Annotated in this window: 15 protein-coding genes and 1 pseudogene; 10 read left to right on the top strand and 6 right to left on the bottom strand. The window is 72.3% G+C overall.

The annotated features are described in order from the left end of the window. The first annotated feature begins 31 nt into the window (after positions 1 to 31). The 4 genes from OG422_RS22555 (at position 32) to cimA (ending at position 5,367) form a co-directional block, all read left to right on the top strand. Positions 32 to 1,072 carry an agmatine/peptidylarginine deiminase gene (locus tag OG422_RS22555; protein WP_405744867.1) on the top strand — a complete coding sequence of 347 codons (1,041 nt, stop codon included), beginning with the start codon at positions 32 to 34 and terminating at the stop codon, positions 1,070 to 1,072. A 76-nt stretch (positions 1,073 to 1,148) separates the two neighbouring features. Next, the gene (locus OG422_RS22560; protein ID WP_143942610.1) at positions 1,149 to 1,760 is read left to right on the top strand and encodes a TetR/AcrR family transcriptional regulator; all 612 of its coding nucleotides are present in this window, start codon (positions 1,149 to 1,151) and stop codon (positions 1,758 to 1,760) included. Positions 1,761 to 1,870: 110 nt separating this feature from the next. Continuing rightward, entirely contained in the window at positions 1,871 to 3,196 is a 1,326-nt protein-coding gene (locus OG422_RS22565; RefSeq protein WP_143942609.1) for an MFS transporter, read from the top strand. A 515-nt stretch (positions 3,197 to 3,711) separates the two neighbouring features. Continuing rightward, on the top strand, positions 3,712 to 5,367 hold the full coding sequence (gene cimA / locus OG422_RS22570) for a citramalate synthase (RefSeq protein ID WP_143944716.1): 1,656 nt from the start codon (positions 3,712 to 3,714) through the stop codon (positions 5,365 to 5,367). An 86-nt stretch (positions 5,368 to 5,453) separates the two neighbouring features. On the opposite strand, the gene OG422_RS22575 is transcribed toward cimA, so the two are convergent. After that, entirely contained in the window at positions 5,454 to 6,065 is a 612-nt protein-coding gene (locus tag OG422_RS22575) for a YceI family protein (RefSeq protein ID WP_405744871.1), read from the bottom strand. A gap of 345 nt (positions 6,066 to 6,410) precedes the next feature. On the opposite strand from OG422_RS22575, the gene OG422_RS22580 reads away from it, so the two are divergent. From OG422_RS22580 to OG422_RS22590, 3 genes are all read left to right on the top strand, one after another. After that, positions 6,411 to 8,858, top strand: a complete 2,448-nt coding sequence (locus OG422_RS22580) for a polysaccharide lyase 8 family protein (protein WP_405744874.1) — start codon at positions 6,411 to 6,413, stop codon at positions 8,856 to 8,858. Positions 8,859 to 9,065: 207 nt separating this feature from the next. Next, complete coding sequence (locus OG422_RS22585; RefSeq protein ID WP_405744877.1) at positions 9,066 to 10,649, top strand: acyl-CoA carboxylase subunit beta; 1,584 nt, start codon at positions 9,066 to 9,068, stop codon at positions 10,647 to 10,649. A 71-nt stretch (positions 10,650 to 10,720) separates the two neighbouring features. Further along, the gene (locus tag OG422_RS22590; protein ID WP_143940490.1) at positions 10,721 to 10,924 is read left to right on the top strand and encodes an acyl-CoA carboxylase epsilon subunit; all 204 of its coding nucleotides are present in this window, start codon (positions 10,721 to 10,723) and stop codon (positions 10,922 to 10,924) included. A 66-nt stretch (positions 10,925 to 10,990) separates the two neighbouring features. Here OG422_RS22590 and OG422_RS22595 read toward each other — a convergent pair whose 3' ends face one another. Beyond that, positions 10,991 to 12,286 (bottom strand): MFS transporter, encoded by a 1,296-nt coding sequence (locus tag OG422_RS22595; protein WP_405744881.1) that lies wholly within the window; start codon positions 12,284 to 12,286, stop codon positions 10,991 to 10,993. A gap of 266 nt (positions 12,287 to 12,552) precedes the next feature. Between OG422_RS22595 and OG422_RS22600 the strand changes: the two genes are divergently transcribed. Then, the gene (locus tag OG422_RS22600; protein ID WP_405744884.1) at positions 12,553 to 14,322 is read left to right on the top strand and encodes a dihydroxyacetone kinase family protein; all 1,770 of its coding nucleotides are present in this window, start codon (positions 12,553 to 12,555) and stop codon (positions 14,320 to 14,322) included. A 90-nt stretch (positions 14,323 to 14,412) separates the two neighbouring features. On the opposite strand, the gene OG422_RS22605 is transcribed toward OG422_RS22600, so the two are convergent. Then, on the bottom strand, positions 14,413 to 14,553 hold the full coding sequence (locus OG422_RS22605; RefSeq protein ID WP_405744887.1) for a hypothetical protein: 141 nt from the start codon (positions 14,551 to 14,553) through the stop codon (positions 14,413 to 14,415). Positions 14,554 to 14,642: 89 nt separating this feature from the next. Between OG422_RS22605 and OG422_RS22610 the strand changes: the two are divergent. Both OG422_RS22610 and OG422_RS22615 read left to right on the top strand, forming a co-directional pair. After that, a pseudogene (locus OG422_RS22610) lies at positions 14,643 to 14,756 on the top strand (helix-turn-helix domain-containing protein); the annotation flags it as partial. A gap of 330 nt (positions 14,757 to 15,086) precedes the next feature. After that, positions 15,087 to 15,287 (top strand): DUF397 domain-containing protein, encoded by a 201-nt coding sequence (locus tag OG422_RS22615; protein ID WP_405744890.1) that lies wholly within the window; start codon positions 15,087 to 15,089, stop codon positions 15,285 to 15,287. A gap of 98 nt (positions 15,288 to 15,385) precedes the next feature. Here the strand turns inward: OG422_RS22615 and OG422_RS22620 are convergent, their stop codons facing one another. The 3 genes from OG422_RS22620 to OG422_RS22630 all read right to left on the bottom strand — a co-directional run bounded on the left by OG422_RS22620 (position 15,386) and on the right by OG422_RS22630 (position 17,064). Beyond that, a complete protein-coding gene (locus OG422_RS22620; protein WP_073760799.1) occupies positions 15,386 to 15,964 on the bottom strand; it encodes an ATP/GTP-binding protein in 579 nt (192 codons plus the stop codon). Continuing rightward, positions 15,945 to 16,565, bottom strand: a complete 621-nt coding sequence (locus tag OG422_RS22625) for a DUF742 domain-containing protein (RefSeq protein WP_405744894.1) — start codon at positions 16,563 to 16,565, stop codon at positions 15,945 to 15,947. The genes OG422_RS22620 and OG422_RS22625 overlap by 20 nt, the downstream gene beginning before the upstream one ends. A gap of 85 nt (positions 16,566 to 16,650) precedes the next feature. Beyond that, entirely contained in the window at positions 16,651 to 17,064 is a 414-nt protein-coding gene (locus OG422_RS22630; RefSeq protein ID WP_143940495.1) for a roadblock/LC7 domain-containing protein, read from the bottom strand. Positions 17,065 to 17,070 lie beyond the last annotated feature (6 nt).

A 17,070-nucleotide genomic window follows, 5' to 3' on the forward strand; every position in this document is an offset into this window, starting at 1 on the left:
CGCCCCGGCACCGAACTGTGAGGAACCCTGCATGAACACCCCCGCCGCCGACGGCTTCCGCATGCCCCCCGAGTGGGCGCCGCACGATCGCACCTGGATGGCCTGGCCCGGCGCCAACGCCACCTTCGGCGAGGAGGGCGGCGAGACCCTTCTGGCCGCCCGCCGCGCCTGGGCCGGGGTGGCCCGCGCCGTGCGCCGCTTCGAACCGGTCACCGTCGTCGCCGCGCCCGCCGCCGCCCAGGGCGCCCGCGCGCTGCTCGGCCCGGACATCGACGTCGTCGAGGCGGAGCTGGACGACGCCTGGATGCGCGACATCGGCCCCACCTTCCTCACCGACGGCGCGGGCACGCTCGGCGCCACCGACTGGATCTTCAACGGCTGGGGCGCCCAGGACTGGGCCCGCTGGGAGCACGACGCGAGGATCGGCGCGCACGTCGCGGACCTGGCCGGGGCCCGTACCTACGCGTCGTCGCTGGTCAACGAGGGCGGCGGCCTGCACGTCGACGGCGAGGGCACCGTGCTGCTCACCGAGACCGTGCAGCTCGACCCGGACCGCAACCAGGGCCGCACCAAGGAGGACGTCGAGGCGGAGATCCACGCCCACCTCGGCACCACCAAGGCGATCTGGCTGCCGCGCGGACTGACCGCCGACTACGGCCGGTTCGGCACCCGCGGCCATGTCGACATCGTCGCCGCCTTCGCCCGCCCCGGCACCGTCCTTGTCCACAGCCAGCCCGACCCGGCCCACCCCGACCACGCCGTCGGCAAGGAGATCGCCGAGGTGCTGCGCGCGGCCACCGACGCCCGGGGCCGCCGCCTGGAGGTCATCGAGGTCGACGCGCCCACCGTCATCGAGGAGGACGGCGCACCCGTCGACCACTCGTACCTCAACCACTACCTCTGCAACGACGGCGTTGTCCTCTGCGCCTTCGACGACCCGCGCGACGAGGAGGCCGCGGCCCTCTTCCGCCGCCTCTTCCCGGACCGCACCGTCACCCTCGTCGACGCCCGCACCCTCTTCGCGGCGGGCGGCGGCATCCACTGCATCACCCAGCAGCAACCGCGGCCCTGATGCCCGTAAGGGACGGCGGGCCCGCCGCCGTCCCATAGGGTCCTCTCGTCACACTCCCACCGACCCCGGAGGCCCCGTGTCCGGACCCGCCCGCCGTCCCCGGCGCCGGCTCAACCAGCCCCGCGAACAGGTACTCGCCGCCGCGATGGCCACGATCGCCGCCCGGGGCCTTACGGGGCTGACGATGGCGGGCCTGGGCCGCGCGGTCGGCATGAGCAGCGGCCACATCCTGTACTACTTCGGCACCAAGGACGAGCTGCTGCTCCAGACCCTGCGATGGAGCGAGGAACAGCTCGGCGCCGAACGACGCGCCGCCCTCGCCCGCCGCGTCCCGGTCCGCGAACGCCTCGACGCACTCGTCGGCCTCTACCTCCCCGACGGCCCCGGCGACCCGCGCTGGACGCTCTGGCTGGAGGTCTGGAACCGCACCCGCACCGCCGACGACGCGGCCCGCGAGCGCCAGCTCGACCTCGAACTCGCCTGGCACCGCGACCTCGTCGCCCTCCTCGTCGAGGGCGGATCCGACGGCACCTTCCGCCCCGTCGACGCCGAACGCCTCGCCACCCGCATCCGCGCCCTCCTCGACGGCTTCGCCACCCACCTCGTCGTCGGCCTGCCGGGCACGGACCTCGCCACGGTCCGCGCGCATGTGGCGGAATTCCTCGACGAGACGCTGGGCCCGGCGTAAGGCACCTCCGCAAAAGTTCCCCGCCCGCGAACGCAACGCACTCAAGTACGCGGGATCGTTGCGGACGTTGCTCTTGCCGAGCGGCCGGCGGTCGGCGACCGTGATCGGCTATGGGGAGAGAACAGTGGAAGAAGATCTGGGTCGGCTCGGCCGGGAACATGGTCGAGTGGTTCGACTGGTTCGTGTACGCCAGCTTCGCGGTGTACTTCGCGGATGCGTTCTTCCCCAAGGGGAACGACACCGCCAACCTCATGAACACCATGGGGATCTTCGCGGTCGGCTTCTTCCTGCGCCCCGTCGGCGGCTGGCTGCTCGGCCGGGTCGGTGACCGCAAGGGCCGCAAGGCGGCGCTCACCCTGACCGTCACCCTGATGTCCGCCTCGGCGGTCCTCATCGCCGTCGCCCCCACCTACGGCGTCGCGGGCTACGGCGGCGTCGCTGTCCTGCTGCTCGCCCGGATGCTCCAGGGCCTCTCCGTCGGCGGCGAGTACGCGGCCAGCGCCACCTACCTCACCGAGGCGTCCGCCCCCGGACGGCGCGGCTTCGCCTCCAGCTTCCAGTACGTGTCGATGACCGCGGGCCAGCTCCTCGGCCTCGGCCTGCAGATCGTCCTCCAGCGCACCCTGTCCGACGCGGCGCTGCACAGCTGGGCCTGGCGCATCCCGTTCATCATCGGCGCGCTCGGCGCCGCCATCGTCTTCTACCTGCGCCGCAACATGCTGGAGACCGACGTCTACGCCGACGACGACGCCGCCACCGACCCCGACCGCGGCACCCTCAAGGCGCTGCTGGCCCACAAGCGTGAGGCGTTCCTCGTCATCGCGCTGACCATGGGCGGCACCGTGGCGTACTACACGTACACGACGTACCTCACCAAGTACCTCTCGGGCAGCGCCGGGATGGAGAAGTCCACGGCATCGCTGGTGAGTTTCTGTGCGCTGTTCCTCTTCATGTGCCTCCAGCCGTTCGCCGGGTGGCTCTCCGACCGGATCGGCCGCCGTCCGCTGCTGATCACCTTCGCGATCGGTTCGACGTTCCTGACCGTGCCGATCATGACGCTGCTGCGGCACGCCGGTTCCTTCTGGCCCGCGCTCGGCCTCTCGCTGCTGGCGCTCGTCATCGTCACCGGCTACACCTCGATCAACGCCTGTGTGAAGGCGGAGCTGTTCCCCACCGGCATCCGCGCCCTCGGCGTCGCCCTGCCGTACGCCATCGCCAACGCCCTTTTCGGCGGCACCGCCGAGTACGTCGCCCTCTGGTTCAAGAACGGCGGCATCGAATCCGGCTACTACTGGTACGTCGCCGGGTGCGCCGCCGTCTCCCTCGTCGTCTACCTGGCGATGCGCGAGACCCGCACCATCGACCTGCACCGCGTCGGCAAGGACGGTGCCGCGCCGGGCGCACCCGCCCCGGCCACGGGGCAGGCCCCCGCCTGACCCGCCCCACCGGGCCGGACGCCAGCCGTCCGGCCCGCCCCGCACCACGGCGCCCGTACGGACCCTGACCGGCGGACGCCCTGCCACGACGCCCCGGGCCGGTTCCCCCGAGCCGACCCGGACCGTCGGCCGGCCGGCGGCGGCCCTCTCCCCGGGCCGCCGCCGGACCGAGGCGCTCCGCCCCGGGGCCCGCGCGGCCCGGCCCCGTCCGCCCCGGCGCCCGCATCGTGAGACCGGCTACCTCGCGCCGCCCCGGCCGTGCCAGACTGCCCCCCGTGCTCTCGTTCGCCATGATTATTGGCAGCAGGCGCGCCGGTCCGCAGTGACCGCCCCGTACCTACCGCGTACGGCGCGGCCCTCGTCGTCCCAGACCCGCGCGCAGACCTCTCGCACCCGCGAGGGGTTTTTTCGTTTCCGGCCCCACCCGGCCCGGAACGCGGAGCGCGAGGGAACATGGAGGGACGGTGGAGCCGGTCATTCCGGTAGACCGAGATCCCGACAGGAGCCAGACCAGCATGACGGACGCACACACAGCCCCGGCGTCGCCCGAGCCCCGCCCCGCGGGCGCGGTCCCCGACGACTTCCACGTCTTCGACACGACGCTGCGCGACGGCGCCCAGCGCGAGGGCATCAACCTCACCGTCGCCGACAAGCTCACCCTCGCCCGGCACTTGGACGACTACGGCGTCGGCTTCATCGAGGGCGGCTGGCCCGGCGCCAACCCCCGCGACACCGAGTTCTTCCAGCGGGCCCGCGCGGAGATCGACTTCCGGCACGCCCAGCTCGTCGCGTTCGGCGCCACCCGCAAGGCCGGGGTCCGCGTCGAGGACGACCCGCAGGTCGCGGCCCTCCTGGAGTCCGGCGCGCCGGTCGTCACGCTGGTCGCCAAGTCCCATGTCGGGCATGTCGAGTTGGCGCTGCGCACCACGCCCGAGGAGAACCTCGCGATGGTCGCGGACACCGTCGCGTACCTGCGTGACCGGGGCCGCCGGGTCTTCCTCGACTGCGAGCACTTCTTCGACGGCTACGCCCTGGACGCGGCCTACGCCAAGCAGGTCGTGCGCACCGCGAGCGAGGCGGGCGCCGATGTGGTGGTGCTCTGCGACACCAATGGCGGCATGCTGCCCGCGCAGGTCGCCGCCGTCGTCCGGACCGTCCTCGCCGACACCGGCGCCCGGTTGGGCATCCACGCCCAGGACGACACCGGCTGCGCCGTCGCCAACACCCTCGCCGCGGTGGATGCCGGTGCCACCCACGTCCAGTGCACGGCCAACGGCTACGGCGAGCGGGTCGGCAACTCCAACCTCTTCCCCGTGGTCGCCGCGCTGGAGCTGAAGTACGGCCGCGCGGTGCTGCCGCCCGGCAAGCTCGCCGAGACCACCCGCGTCTCGCACGCCATCGCCGAGGTCGTCAACCTCACGCCCGCCACCCACCAGCCGTACGTCGGCGTCTCGGCGTTCGCGCACAAGGCCGGGCTGCACGCCTCCGCGATCAAGGTCGATCCGGACCTGTACCAGCACATCGACCCGGCGCTGGTCGGCAACACCATGCGGATGCTCGTCTCCGACATGGCCGGCCGCGCCTCGATCGAGCTGAAGGGCAAGGAGCTGGGCATCGACCTCGGCGGCGACCGGGAGCTGGTCGGCCGGGTCGTCGCACGGGTCAAGGAACGCGAACTGGCGGGCTACACCTACGAGGCCGCCGACGCCTCCTTCGAGCTGCTGCTCCGCGACGAGCTGGCGCGCGACGGGGAGCGGGGGAGGGCCGCGCGGTTCTTCCGTACCGAGTCCTGGCGGGCGATCGTCGAGGACCGCCCGGACGGCTCGCACGCCAACGAGGCGACGGTGAAGCTGTGGGCGAAGGGCGAGCGGATCGTCGCCACCGCCGAGGGCAACGGCCCGGTCAACGCCCTGGACCGGGCGCTCCGCGTCGGTCTGGAGCGGATCTACCCGCAGCTCGCCCGGATCGAGCTGGTCGACTACAAGGTCCGCATCCTGGAGGGCCGCCAGGGCACCGGCTCGATCACCCGCGTCCTGATCTCCTCCACCGACGGCAACGGCGAGTGGGCCACGGTCGGCGTCGCCGAGAACGTCATCGCCGCCTCCTGGCAGGCGCTCGACGACGCCTACGCGTACGGGCTGCTGCGCGCCGGGGCGGAGCCGCAGGAGTAACCGGACCGCACATGTACCGCGGCCCCGCGTCCGGCCCTCGGGGGAGGGGCCGTGCGCGGGGCCGCGGCATGCGGGGGAGCGGTGGCTCAGGCGGCGTTCTTGACCGCGGAGATGTCGAAGGTGAGCTTGACCTTGTCGCTGACCATCACGCCACCGGCCTCCAGCGCGGCGTTCCAGGTCAGGCCCCACTCGGAGCGCAGGATCTCGGTGCTGCCCTCGAAGCCGACGCGTTCGGCGCCGTAGACGTCGGTGGCGGTGCCCTGGAGCTCCAGGTCGAGGGTGAGCGGCCGCGTGACGTCCTTGATCGTCAGGTCGCCGGTGACGCGGAAGCGGTCGGCGGCGGTCTGCGCGACGGCGGTGCTGCGGAAGGTCATCAGCGGGAACGCCTCGGCGTCGAAGAAGTCACCGCCGCGCAGATGGGCGTCGCGGTCGCCGATGCCGGTGTCGATGCTCTCCGTCCGGATCTCCAGCGCGGCGGTGGACCGGCCGGGCTCCGAACCGTCGAGGTGCAGCCGCCCCTCATACGTGCCGAACGCGCCGCGGACGTTGGTGACCATGGCGTGGCGCACCGCGAAGCCGATGGCGCTGTGGGCCGGGTCGATGGTGTAGTCGCCGGTCAGGGCGGCGAGCGCGGGGTCCGCCGCGACGAGGGCGGGGGCGGCGGGGGCTTCGGCGCGCTTGCGGGTGAACAGAGCCATGGCTCCTCCTCGGAAGAAGTTGTTTAATATTCAACGACGAGGATGACTGTAGCGAGATCTCGTTCAATGTTCAACCTTTTGGGTTCGGGGTTCGAGGTTCGGGGTTCGGGCACGGGGCGACTCGCCGCCGCCTTCCCGCGGTGCCCCGTTGCCCGACTCGCCCCTCCCGCCCCGCTCGCCCCGCCCGTTCCCTCCCGCTTCATGGTGTTCTTGTCGGTGCCCCGCGCCCCGTGCTACACCGGCGCTCCGCCCGCCAAGTCCGCCGCCCCGCAGGCCGGTTGGCCGGTCGGGCCCGCCATCGGGCGGACGCCGTCGGCCGCCGTGCCGTCACCGAAGGGAACGACCGTGCCGTACCCCTCCGCCTGGTCCCGCCGCGCCTTCCTCGCCGCCACCGCCGGGGGCGCGACCGTCCTTGGCGCCGCCGCGCCCGCCGCGTCCGCCCCAAGGCCCTCCGCCCCCGATGACGTCTTCGCCGCCCTGCGCCGCCGCTGGGTGGACCTCGTCCTCGGCACCGGCGTCGACCCGGCCGCCGAGCCGTACGCCCGCGCGCTGCGCGAGACCGGGGAGCTGGCCGGACGGTTCGCCGCCGCCATGCGGCCCGCCGCCGCGTCGCTCTGGCCCGACCAGCCCTTCGACCCGTCGGCCGGGATCACCCGCAGCTACACCCGGCTGCACACCATGGCCGAGGCGTACGCCCAGCCCGGCACCGGACTCACCGGTGACGCCGCCCTCGCCGACACCGTCCTGACCGGCCTCGACCACCTCGAAGCCGCTGTGTACCACGCCGGGGCCGACCGCTACGGCAACTGGTGGGACTGGCAGATCGGCAGCCCGCAGCAGCTCCTCGACACCCTCGCCGTCCTCGACACCCACCTGCCCGGCGGCCCGCTCCCCGACGACCACCGCGCCCGCCATCTCGCCGCCGTCGACCACTTCGTCCCCGACTCGGCCCTCGGCGCGTACACCGGCACCAGCACCGGGGCCAACCGCGTCGACCTGTGCCGCGTCGTCGTGCTCCGCGGCGTCCTCGGCCGTACCCCGGCCAAGATCGCCCTCGCCCGCGACGCCCTCTCCCCGGTCTTTCCCTACGTCACCCACGGCGACGGGCTCTACGCCGACGGCTCCTTCATCCAGCACACCGCCGTCGCCTACTCCGGCACCTACGGCTACGTCCTCCTCGACGGCATCGGCAGACTCCTCGCTCTCCTGACCGGCACCGAATGGGCCGTCACCGACCCGGCCCGCCGCACCGTCCTCGACAGCGTCACCCACGCCTACGCGCCGCTGCTCCACGACGGCCTGATGATGGACATGGTCAGCGGACGGGCCGTCAGCCGCGGCGATCTGCTCACCGACGACCGCCGCGTCCCGCGCAGCGACCACTACCACGGGCACGCCCTCCTCGCCGCCGTCGCGCTGCTCGCCGAGAGCGCGGACCCGACCGCACGCACCCGCTGGCACGCCCTGGTCAAGGGCCATATCGCCCGCGACCGGGTGCTGCCGGTCCGTACCGACCGCCAGTACACCGTCGCCGACCTCGCCCGACTCGCCGCCGTCGCCGACGGCCCCGCCGCGCCCGCCCCGGAGCCGGACGGCCACCGCCTCTTCCCCGCCATGGACCGCGCCGTCCACCGCCGCCCCGGCTGGACCGCCGGGCTCGCCATGGCCTCCGCGCGCATCGCCCACTACGAGAACGGCAACGGTGAGAACCCGCACGGCTGGCACACCGGCTCCGGCATGCTCTCCTGGTGGGCGGGGGAGACCGGCGGCGGGCAGTACACCGACGCCTACTGGCCCACCGTCGACCCCTACCGGCTGCCCGGCACCACCGTCTCCACCAAGCGCCTCGCCGACAACGAGGGCGGCGCCTTCGGCGCGCCCCGCCCCGACGTCCGCGGGGTCGGCGGCACCACCGACGGCACCTACGCCGCCGTCGGCCAGCATCTGCGCGGCCTCGGCTCCACCCTCACCGCCCACAAGTCGTGGTTCTTCCTCGACGACACCGTCGTCTGCCTCGGCGCCGGGATCACCGTCCACGACGGCGTGCCCGTCGAGACGATCGTCGACAACCGCGCCCTCGGCGCCGCCGGGCGCGCCGCCCTCACCGTCGACGGCCGCCCGCAGCCCACCGCCCCCGGCGCCGTCCGCACTTTCCCCGCCGCGCGCTGGGCCCACCTCGCCGGACACGGCGGCTATGTTTTCCCCGGCGGTTTCCCCGGCGGTTTCCCCGGCGGATTTCCTGGCGGCGCCGCGCTGCACACCCTCCGCGAGGACCGCACCGGCTCCTGGCGCGACATCAACACCGGCTCCGATGCCACCGAGCTCACCCGCCGCTACCTCACCCTCTGGTACGACCACGGCACCGACCCGGACGACGCCCGTTACCTCTACCTCCTGATGCCCGGCGCCACGGCCCACGCGGTCGCCGCCCGTGCCGCCGACCCCCGTTGGCTCACCGTCCTCGCGCACACCGCCGGTCAGCAGGCCGTCGCCGTCGACGCGCTCGGCCTGACCGCCGCCCACTTCTTCCGCCCCGGCACCGCCGGACCGCTCACCGCCGACGGCCCGGTCAGCCTCCTCGTCCGGCGCACCGGGCCGCGCACCGCCACCCTGCACGCCGCCGCGCCCGAGCGGACCGGTGATCCGCTGGAGATCGTCTGGGACCGGCCGGTCGCCGCGGTCCCGCGCCACGACCCCGGCATCGTGGTCCTCGCCACCGGCCGCACCTTGCGCCTGAGGCTCACCCCCGGCACCGTCTGCGCCACCCACACCGCCACCCTCACACTGCGCTGACCGGCCCGGACGCCGTCTGACGGGGTACCTCGCGCCCGCCCCGGTTTTGTCGGCCCCATACAGCACATGGCCCACACCTCACTCGATCGGAGCAGCGCGCCGACCTCACGTACAGGAGGCTTCTGTACTGCTTGCCCACCAAATCGCATCCGACGTTGTACGAAACTGACATCGGCGCCCGGGCCCTCGCCCACGTACCGTCGGTGCATGACCACTGTCGAAGAGGTGCCCGCGGGCGCGACCGACGCCCGTGGGCGCGTCGCCGAGTTGCACGCGATCCGCGAGCAGGCGTACCGAGGCCCCAGCGAGCGGGCGACCGAAGCCCAGCGTGCGAAGGGCAAGCTGACCGCCCGAGAGCGGATCGAGCTGCTGCTCGACGAGGGTTCGTTCAACGAGGTGGAGCCGCTGCGCCGGCACCGGGCGACCGGGTTCGGCCTGGAGGCGAAGAAGCCTTACACCGATGGTGTGATCACGGGCTGGGGCACGGTCCACGGCCGGACGGTCTTCGTCTACGCGCACGACTTCCGGATCTTCGGCGGCGCCCTCGGTGAGGCGCACGCCACCAAGATCCACAAGATCATGGACATGGCCATCCAGGCGGGTGCGCCGCTGGTCTCGCTGAACGACGGCGCGGGCGCCCGTATCCAGGAGGGCGTCTCCGCACTCGCGGGATACGGCGGCATCTTCCAGCGCAACACCAAGGCGTCCGGCGTCATCCCGCAGATCTCCGTGATGCTCGGCCCCTGCGCAGGCGGCGCCGCCTACAGCCCGGCGCTCACCGACTTCGTCTTCATGGTCCGCGACACCTCGCAGATGTTCATCACCGGCCCGGACGTCGTCCGCGCGGTGACCGGCGAGAAGATCACCCAGAACGGCCTGGGCGGCGCCGACGTCCACGCCGAGACCTCCGGCGTGGCGCACTTCGCCTACGACGACGAGACCACCTGTCTCGAAGAGGTCCGCTACCTGCTCTCGCTGCTCCCGGCCAACAACCGCGAGAACCCGCCGGTCGTCGAGTGCGAGGACCCCGCGGACCGCAGCGGCGACGCCCTGCTCGACCTGGTCCCCGCGGACGGCAACCGCCCGTACGACATGCGCAAGGTCATCGAGGAGATCGTCGACGACGGCGAGTACCTGGAGGTCCACGAGCGCTGGGCGACCAACATCATCTGCGCGCTGGCGCGGTTCGACGGCCGGGTCGTCGGCCTCATCGCCAACCAGCCGCAGTCGCTCGCCGGTGTGCTCGACATCGAGGCGTCCGAGAAGGCCGCCCGCTTCGTGCAGATGTGTGACGCCTTCAACATCCCGATCGTCACGCTGCTGGACGTTCCCGGCTTCCTGCCCGGCGTCGACCAGGAGCACGGCGGCATCATCCGCCACGGCGCCAAGCTGCTGTACGCGTACTGCAACGCCACGGTCCCGCGCATCTCGATCGTGCTGCGCAAGGCGTACGGCGGCGCGTACATCGTCATGGACTCGCAGTCCATCGGCGCGGACCTCACCTACGCCTGGCCCACGAACGAGATCGCCGTCATGGGCGCGGAAGGCGCCGCCGGCGTCATCTTCCGCCGGCAGATCGCCGACGCCGAGGACCCCGAAGCCATGCGCGCGCGCATGGTCAAGGAGTACAAGTCCGAGCTGATGCACCCCTACTACGCCGCCGAGCGCGGTCTGGTGCACGACGTCATCGACCCGGCCGAGACCCGCCACACCCTCATCCGCTCGCTGGAGATGCTCCGTACCAAGCACGCGGACCTGCCCGCCCGCAAGCACGGCAACCCGCCGCAGTAGCCCCCGCGCCGGGCCGACCGGCGACGCAGGCGACCGCGGAGACGAAGACGATGAAGACGACGGAGACCCGCATGAATTCCGCAGCCCCCGCCACCCCCATCCGTGTGGAGAAGGGCGAGGCCAGCGAGGAGGAGCTGGCGGCCCTGACGGCCGTGCTCCTGGCCCGCGCCGCGCACCGGCCCGCCGCCCCGGCCCGCCCCCGCGCCACCGCCGCGCGCTGGCGCCGCCTGGAGCGCCAGTACGGCTTCCACGGCGCGACCAGCTGGCAGCGCTGACCCACCGCCGGATACGCCTCGGGCCCCGCACCTGTGCATGGTGCGGGGCCCGAGGCGTATTCGGGATCAGGCGCGGACCGGCTCCGGGGTGGCTTTCGGCCCACCGGGCACCGGCTCCGCTGCGCCCCGTTCCTCCTCCGGCGTCTTGAGATAGAGCGTCAGCAGCGCCGAGACGACGTACAGCGCGGCGAAGATGATGACGATGCCGGACGGGCCCAGCGGCTCCAGGAAGATGCTGACGATCGCCGGGCCGACGAACGCGGCGCCGCCCGCACCGAGGTTGAGCAGTGCCATCGCGCCGCCCTTGTTGTCGGGGGCGAGCGCCGGGATCAGCGCCGAGATGGAGACGAATCCGGCGAGCGTCACGCCGTAGAGCATGCCGACGACGATCGCGACCCAGTAGTGGCTGCCGACCGCCTTGGGGACGAAGTACAGCGCGAGCGTGGTGATGGCGCAGCCGAGGCCGCCGAACGACGCGATGGTCTTCCGCCACCCGATCCGGTCGCCGATCACACCGAACAGCAGGTTGCAGAAGACGTTGGTGCCGTAGATGACGGCGAGCAGTGTCAGCCAGCGGCCCTCGCCGAAGTGCAGTTCCTTGGCGAAGAACGTCGGCAGGAACACCAGGAAGCCGAACTCCGGCGCGGTGTTGATGACGCGCACCACACAGCCCACGGCGACCTTCGGATGCGTCCAGGCGATGGAGAGGCTGGAGAGCAGCGACTGCACCGGACGCACCTCCGGCGGCGCCAGCCGCGCGAATCCGGTGCGCTCGCGGACCCCGAGCAGGCAGAACGCCCCGCCGACCGTGATGATCGCCAGCGCCACCCACAGCGTGCCCAGGTGACCGAAGAGCGGGTTGGTCACGCCCGCGACGAGTGAACCGAGCGTCGGCAGACCGCCGGTGAAGGCGACGTAGAACCAGCCGACGGCGGTGCCCATCCGCGCCTTCGGGGCGGTCGCGGTGATCCAGACGAGGAATCCGAAGGCGAAGAGCGGGTAGCCGAAGCCGCGCAGACCGTAGAAGACCAGCATCAGCGGGTAGTTCTGCGGGCCGATGGCGAGGGTGAGGAAGAGGATGTCGAAGACGATCCACACCACGAGCCCCAGCTGCATCACCCGGCGCGGTCCCCACAGATCCGACAGCGCCCCGGAGAGCCAGGAGGCGAGCATGACGGTCACGCCGTACGCCGTGATCACATAGGAGGCGTGCACCTCGGTCCCGGCGCCGTGGTCCGCCATGAACGGCGCGATGAAACCGGATTCGACGCCGTCGCCCACCATGAACAGCAGGACGCCGAGGTAGCCGAAGACCAGCGGCCTCGGGATGCCGATCCGGTCGAACAGGGTGGGTGGTGCCATGTCACGCCTCCGTGGGGCGGGTGCCGCCGCGGGACGGCGGACGGCGGGTCGGGGCAGGGGAGCCGGGTCGTCCGGCTCGGGCGCCGCCGGGCGGCGCGCACGATGCGAGCATCATGAATCCTGAGATCTTCACACGCAAGATGTGATGCGGGGGATTTTGGGCAGCAGTTCTCCCAGGTGGCCAGGTGATTTCTGGGGTGAGGGGTGACGAGTCTGTGATGTAGGTGTTAAATCAAACAGGGACGAAACAAAGGAGTGTGCCCTTGATGACCACCACCCCCGCCGGATCGGTACACCACGCCGAGACCTTCCGTGAGGACTGGCTGGAAGGATTGGCCGACGCCTACGCGCGCACCGTCCGCCGGGTCCCGGGTGCCTTCGGCGTCGTCGGGCGGCACATGCCCCGCCCCGGCAAGGTGGCCGTCGTCATCGGAGGCGGCTCCGGCCACTACCCCGCCTTCGCCGGACTCGTCGGCCCCGGTCTCGCCGACGCCGCCGCCATCGGCGACGTCTTCGCCAGCCCCAGCGCCGAGCAGGTCTACCGCACCGCCCGCGCCGCCGACGGCGGCGCCGGAGTCCTCATGACCTACGGCAACTACGCGGGCGACGTCATGCACTTCGGCCTCGCCGCCCGCCGCCTCGCCGCCGAGGGCACCGACGTCCGCACCGTCCTCGTCACCGACGATGTCGCCAGCGGCCCGCCGCCCGTCGACGGCCAGGAGATCGACCCGTCCCGCGACCGCCGCGGCGTCGCCGGTGACTTCTTCGTCTTCAAGATCGCCGGCGCCTCGGCCGACCGCGGCGACGACCTCGGCACCGTCGCCCGCCTCGCCGCCCACGCCAACGCCATGACCCGCACCTTCGGCGCCGCCTTCGCCGGGTGCACCCTGCCCGGCGCCGCCGCACCGCTGTTCACCGTCGAGCCCGGCACCACCGAGCTCGGCATGGGCATCCACGGCGAGCCCGGACTGCGCACCACCCACGGCCTGACCGCCGCCGGACTCGCCGACGCGCTCGTCGACAACCTCCTCGCCGAACTGCCCCGGCCCGCCACCGTCACCGGCCGCGTCGCCGTCCTCCTCAACGGCCTCGGCCGCACCAAGTACGAGGAGATGTTCGTCGTCTACCGCCAGGTCAACCGCCGCCTGCGGGCCGCCGGACTCCAGCCGTACCGGCCCGAGGTGGGGGAGTTCGTCACCTCCTTCGACATGGCCGGCGTCTCGCTCTCCCTGATGGTCCTCGACGACGAACTCACCGCCCTCTACGACGCCCCCTGCGACACCCCCGCCTTCCGCAGCCTGCCCGGCGGCCACACCCCCGCCGCCGACGACCGCACGGAGGACGGCGACGCCACGGACACCGCGCAGGTCCCGGCCGCCCGCACCGCGCCCGGCGCCGCCGACCTGCCCGCCACCGCTGCCCTCCAGGCCGCCCTCGACGCCGTCGCCGCCCACGAGGACGAACTCGGCCGCCTCGACGCCGTCGCCGGGGACGGCGACCACGGCATCGGCATCGTCCGCGGACTGCGCGCCGCCGTCGCCGCCGCCCGCGCCACCGAGACCGGCCCCGCCGGGCCCCGCTCCGCCGGAGCCGCCCTGCTCGGCGCCGGACTCGCCCTCGCCGACGCCTCGGGCGGCGCGTCCGGCGCGCTCTACGGCGCCCTCCTCGCCGAGACCGGCGCCGTCCTCGCCAAGGCCCCCGACGACGCCTGCACCACCGCGCTCCTCGCCGACGCCGCCGACGCCGCCCACCGCGCCGTCGCCGAACTCGGCGGTGCCCGCGTCGGCGAGAAGACCCTGCTCGACGCCCTCGAACCGTTCCGCCACGCACTGCGCGCCCGCACCGCCGACGGCCCCGCCACGGCGTGGCGCGCCGCCGCCGGGGCCGCGACCCGCGCCGCCGCCGCGACCGCCGACCTCGTCCCGGCCCGCGGCCGCGCCGCCCGCATGGGCGACCTCGGCCTCGGCCACCCCGACGCCGGGGCCACCTCCCTCGCGCTCCTGCTCACCGCCGTCGGGGAGACGCTGCACGACTGATCGCCGCCCCATGACCGCTGAGGGCCTGTGGAGGAGAGCGCCGCCTCTCCTCCACAGGCCCTTCGTGCCTATCGGGTCTGTCCGTCACCGTCAGACGGGCCGCTTCTCCGGGAACTGCCCCGCCCCCGGCCGGATGAGCCACACCTGCGTATCCGTCGGCCGCCCGAACCACCGCAGCGCACTCTCCGGCGAACGCAGACTGAGATACGTCCGCCCGCCGGTGCTGACCATGTCCGCCTCCCCGTCCTCGTACGCCAGTCCCCAGGCGGCGATGTGCCCGTCGAAAGGTCACCCTGCGGCAGCAGCGACTTGCCCTTGAGCTGCGGAAGCCACGGGAACGGGCAGGGCTCTCGTCGGGTGAGGCAGCCAACCGCCTTGGCATCCGACAGGCGCAGATCAGCACCATCGAAGCGGCCCGTCACGCAGTGAGTGCCGATCGGGTACGGGCGTTCGCCGCGGCCTATGGCTGCGCCGACCCGGACTACGTCGAGGCGCTCGCCGGGATGACGGGAGGGCGGGCGCGCGGCTGGTGGGAGGAGTACCGCGAACACCTGCCGGTCAGCCGTACGTCTATGCCTCCGGCCCAGTTCCCGCACTGGACACTGTCGAAGTCGACACCGAGTACGGATGTGATTTCATGCACGCCGAGGCTCAGTTGGAGAAGTCCCGGGTTGTGCTGGACTGCTTGGAATCCCGAGCCCTGGCACCGGCGAAGTCCCGCGATCTGATCCACCGGATGGCAAAGAACGTCTGAGAGGAACGCCATGCCCCCGCATGAGTGGCAGAAGTCTTCGTTCAGTGGCGAGGGCGCCCAGTGTCTTCACGTCGCGGCTCCCGACAGCGACACCATCAAGGTGTGCGAGAGCGACGCCCCGGAAGTCATCCTCACCACGTCCCGCGCCAACCTCAAGGCGTTCATCCTCGGCGTCAAGGCCGGGGAGTTCGACCACTTCGTCGACGGCTGACGCGGCCGGCCGGCCGACACGGCGAAGGCCCCCGCTCACCTGACAGTCAGGTGAGCGGGGGCCTTCGCCGTACGTCGGAAAACCGCGCCGTCAGGCGGCTACCGCAGGCGCGCCATGAGCGCGTGCTCCACGAGCGTGATGAGCGCGCTTTTCGCCTCGCTGCGGTGGCGGGCGTCGGTGATGATGATCGGGGCGTCCGGTCCGATCTGCAACGCCTCGCGGACCTCGTCCGGCGTGTACGGCTGGTGGCCGTCGAAGCCGTTGAGGGCGATGACGAAGGGGAGGCCGCTGTTCTCGAAGTAGTCGACGGCGGGGAAGCAGTCGGCGAGGCGGCGGGTGTCGACGAGGACGACGGCCCCGATCGCACCGCGCACCAGGTCGTCCCACATGAACCAGAAGCGGTCCTGTCCGGGTGTACCGAAGAGGTACAGGATCAGGTCCTGGTCCAGGGTGATGCGGCCGAAGTCCATCGCCACGGTCGTCGTCGTCTTGTCCGGCGCGTGCGTGAGATCGTCGATCCCCGCAGACGCTGAGGTCATGACGGCTTCGGTGCGCAGCGGGTTGATCTCTGAAACGGCCCCGACGAACGTGGTCTTACCCACGCCGAAGCCGCCCGCCACCACGATTTTCGCGGAGGTGGTGGAGCGGGCTGCACCGCTAGAGCTTGCGAAGTCCACTGAGCACCCTTTCGAGCAGTGTCACATCTGGCTGTCCGCCGGCGGTCTCGTCCCCGCCGGGCTGATGGATGGCGACGAGTCCGGCCTCCGCCAGGTCGGCGACGAGGATCCGGGCGACGCCGAGGGGGATGGAGAGAAGTGCGGAGATCTCGGCAACTGATTTGATCTCGCGGCAGAGGTGGCAGATGCGTTGGTGCTCCGGCAGCTGGCCCTGTAGCTGGGACGGATCGGCCGTGGTGCTGACCAGTGCCTCGATGGCGAGCTGGTAGCGCGGCCGCGTCCGGCCCCCGGTCATGGCGTACGGGCGCACCAACGGATTGTGCGCGCCGCCCGTGGGCGCCTGGGGCGCCGGGGGCTGCAGCGGCGCCGGGCGGATGCCGGGCGTCCGAGGCGGTTCGTACACCGACGGCTCGTACGGCTGGGAGTCGTACGGGCCGGGCGGGGTCTGCTGGGGCTGCTGCTGCTGCTGCCGCCGCGGATGGGACCGCTGCGGCCGGCGGCTCGGCGAGGACGGGAAGTTGAAGCGGTTGTGAGAGGTCTCGCCCTGGGACCCGGACTGCTGTCCGGGGCCGTACGGGTATCCGCCAGGGGGCGTTGCCACGTCTCCTCCTCCAACTTGCCTGTCTGATGCCGGTCGCGCCCTCGAACCCTAATGGGCCGATGGCGGGAAACGCACTGCTTGTCTGCTAGTTCAGGAGGCTGCCCTGGAGTTCGGCGCGTAGGTCGGGGGTGAGGACGTTGCCTGCGCGGTCGACCAGGAGGGCCATTTCGTAGCCGACGAGGCCGATGTCGCACTCGGGGTGTGCGAGGACGGCCAGGGAGGATCCGTCGGAGACGGACATGATGAAGAGGAAGCCGCGTTCCATTTCCACCACGGTTTGGTTGACGCTTCCGCCTTCGAAGATGCGGGAGGCGCCGGAGGTCAGCGAGGTGAGGCCGGAGGCCACTGCTGCCAGTTGGTCGGCTCGGTCCCGTGGGAAGCCTTCGGACATGGCGAGGAGGAGACCGTCCGCGGAGACCACGACCGTGTGGGAGACACCGGGGGTGTTGTCCACGAAGTTGGTGATCAACCAGTTCAGGTTCTGCGCCGCCTGGCTCATCGGGCT

The sequence above is a fragment of the Streptomyces sp. NBC_01525 genome (genome assembly GCF_045040405.1).
GTDB lineage: Bacteria > Actinomycetota > Actinomycetes > Streptomycetales > Streptomycetaceae > Streptomyces > Streptomyces benahoarensis.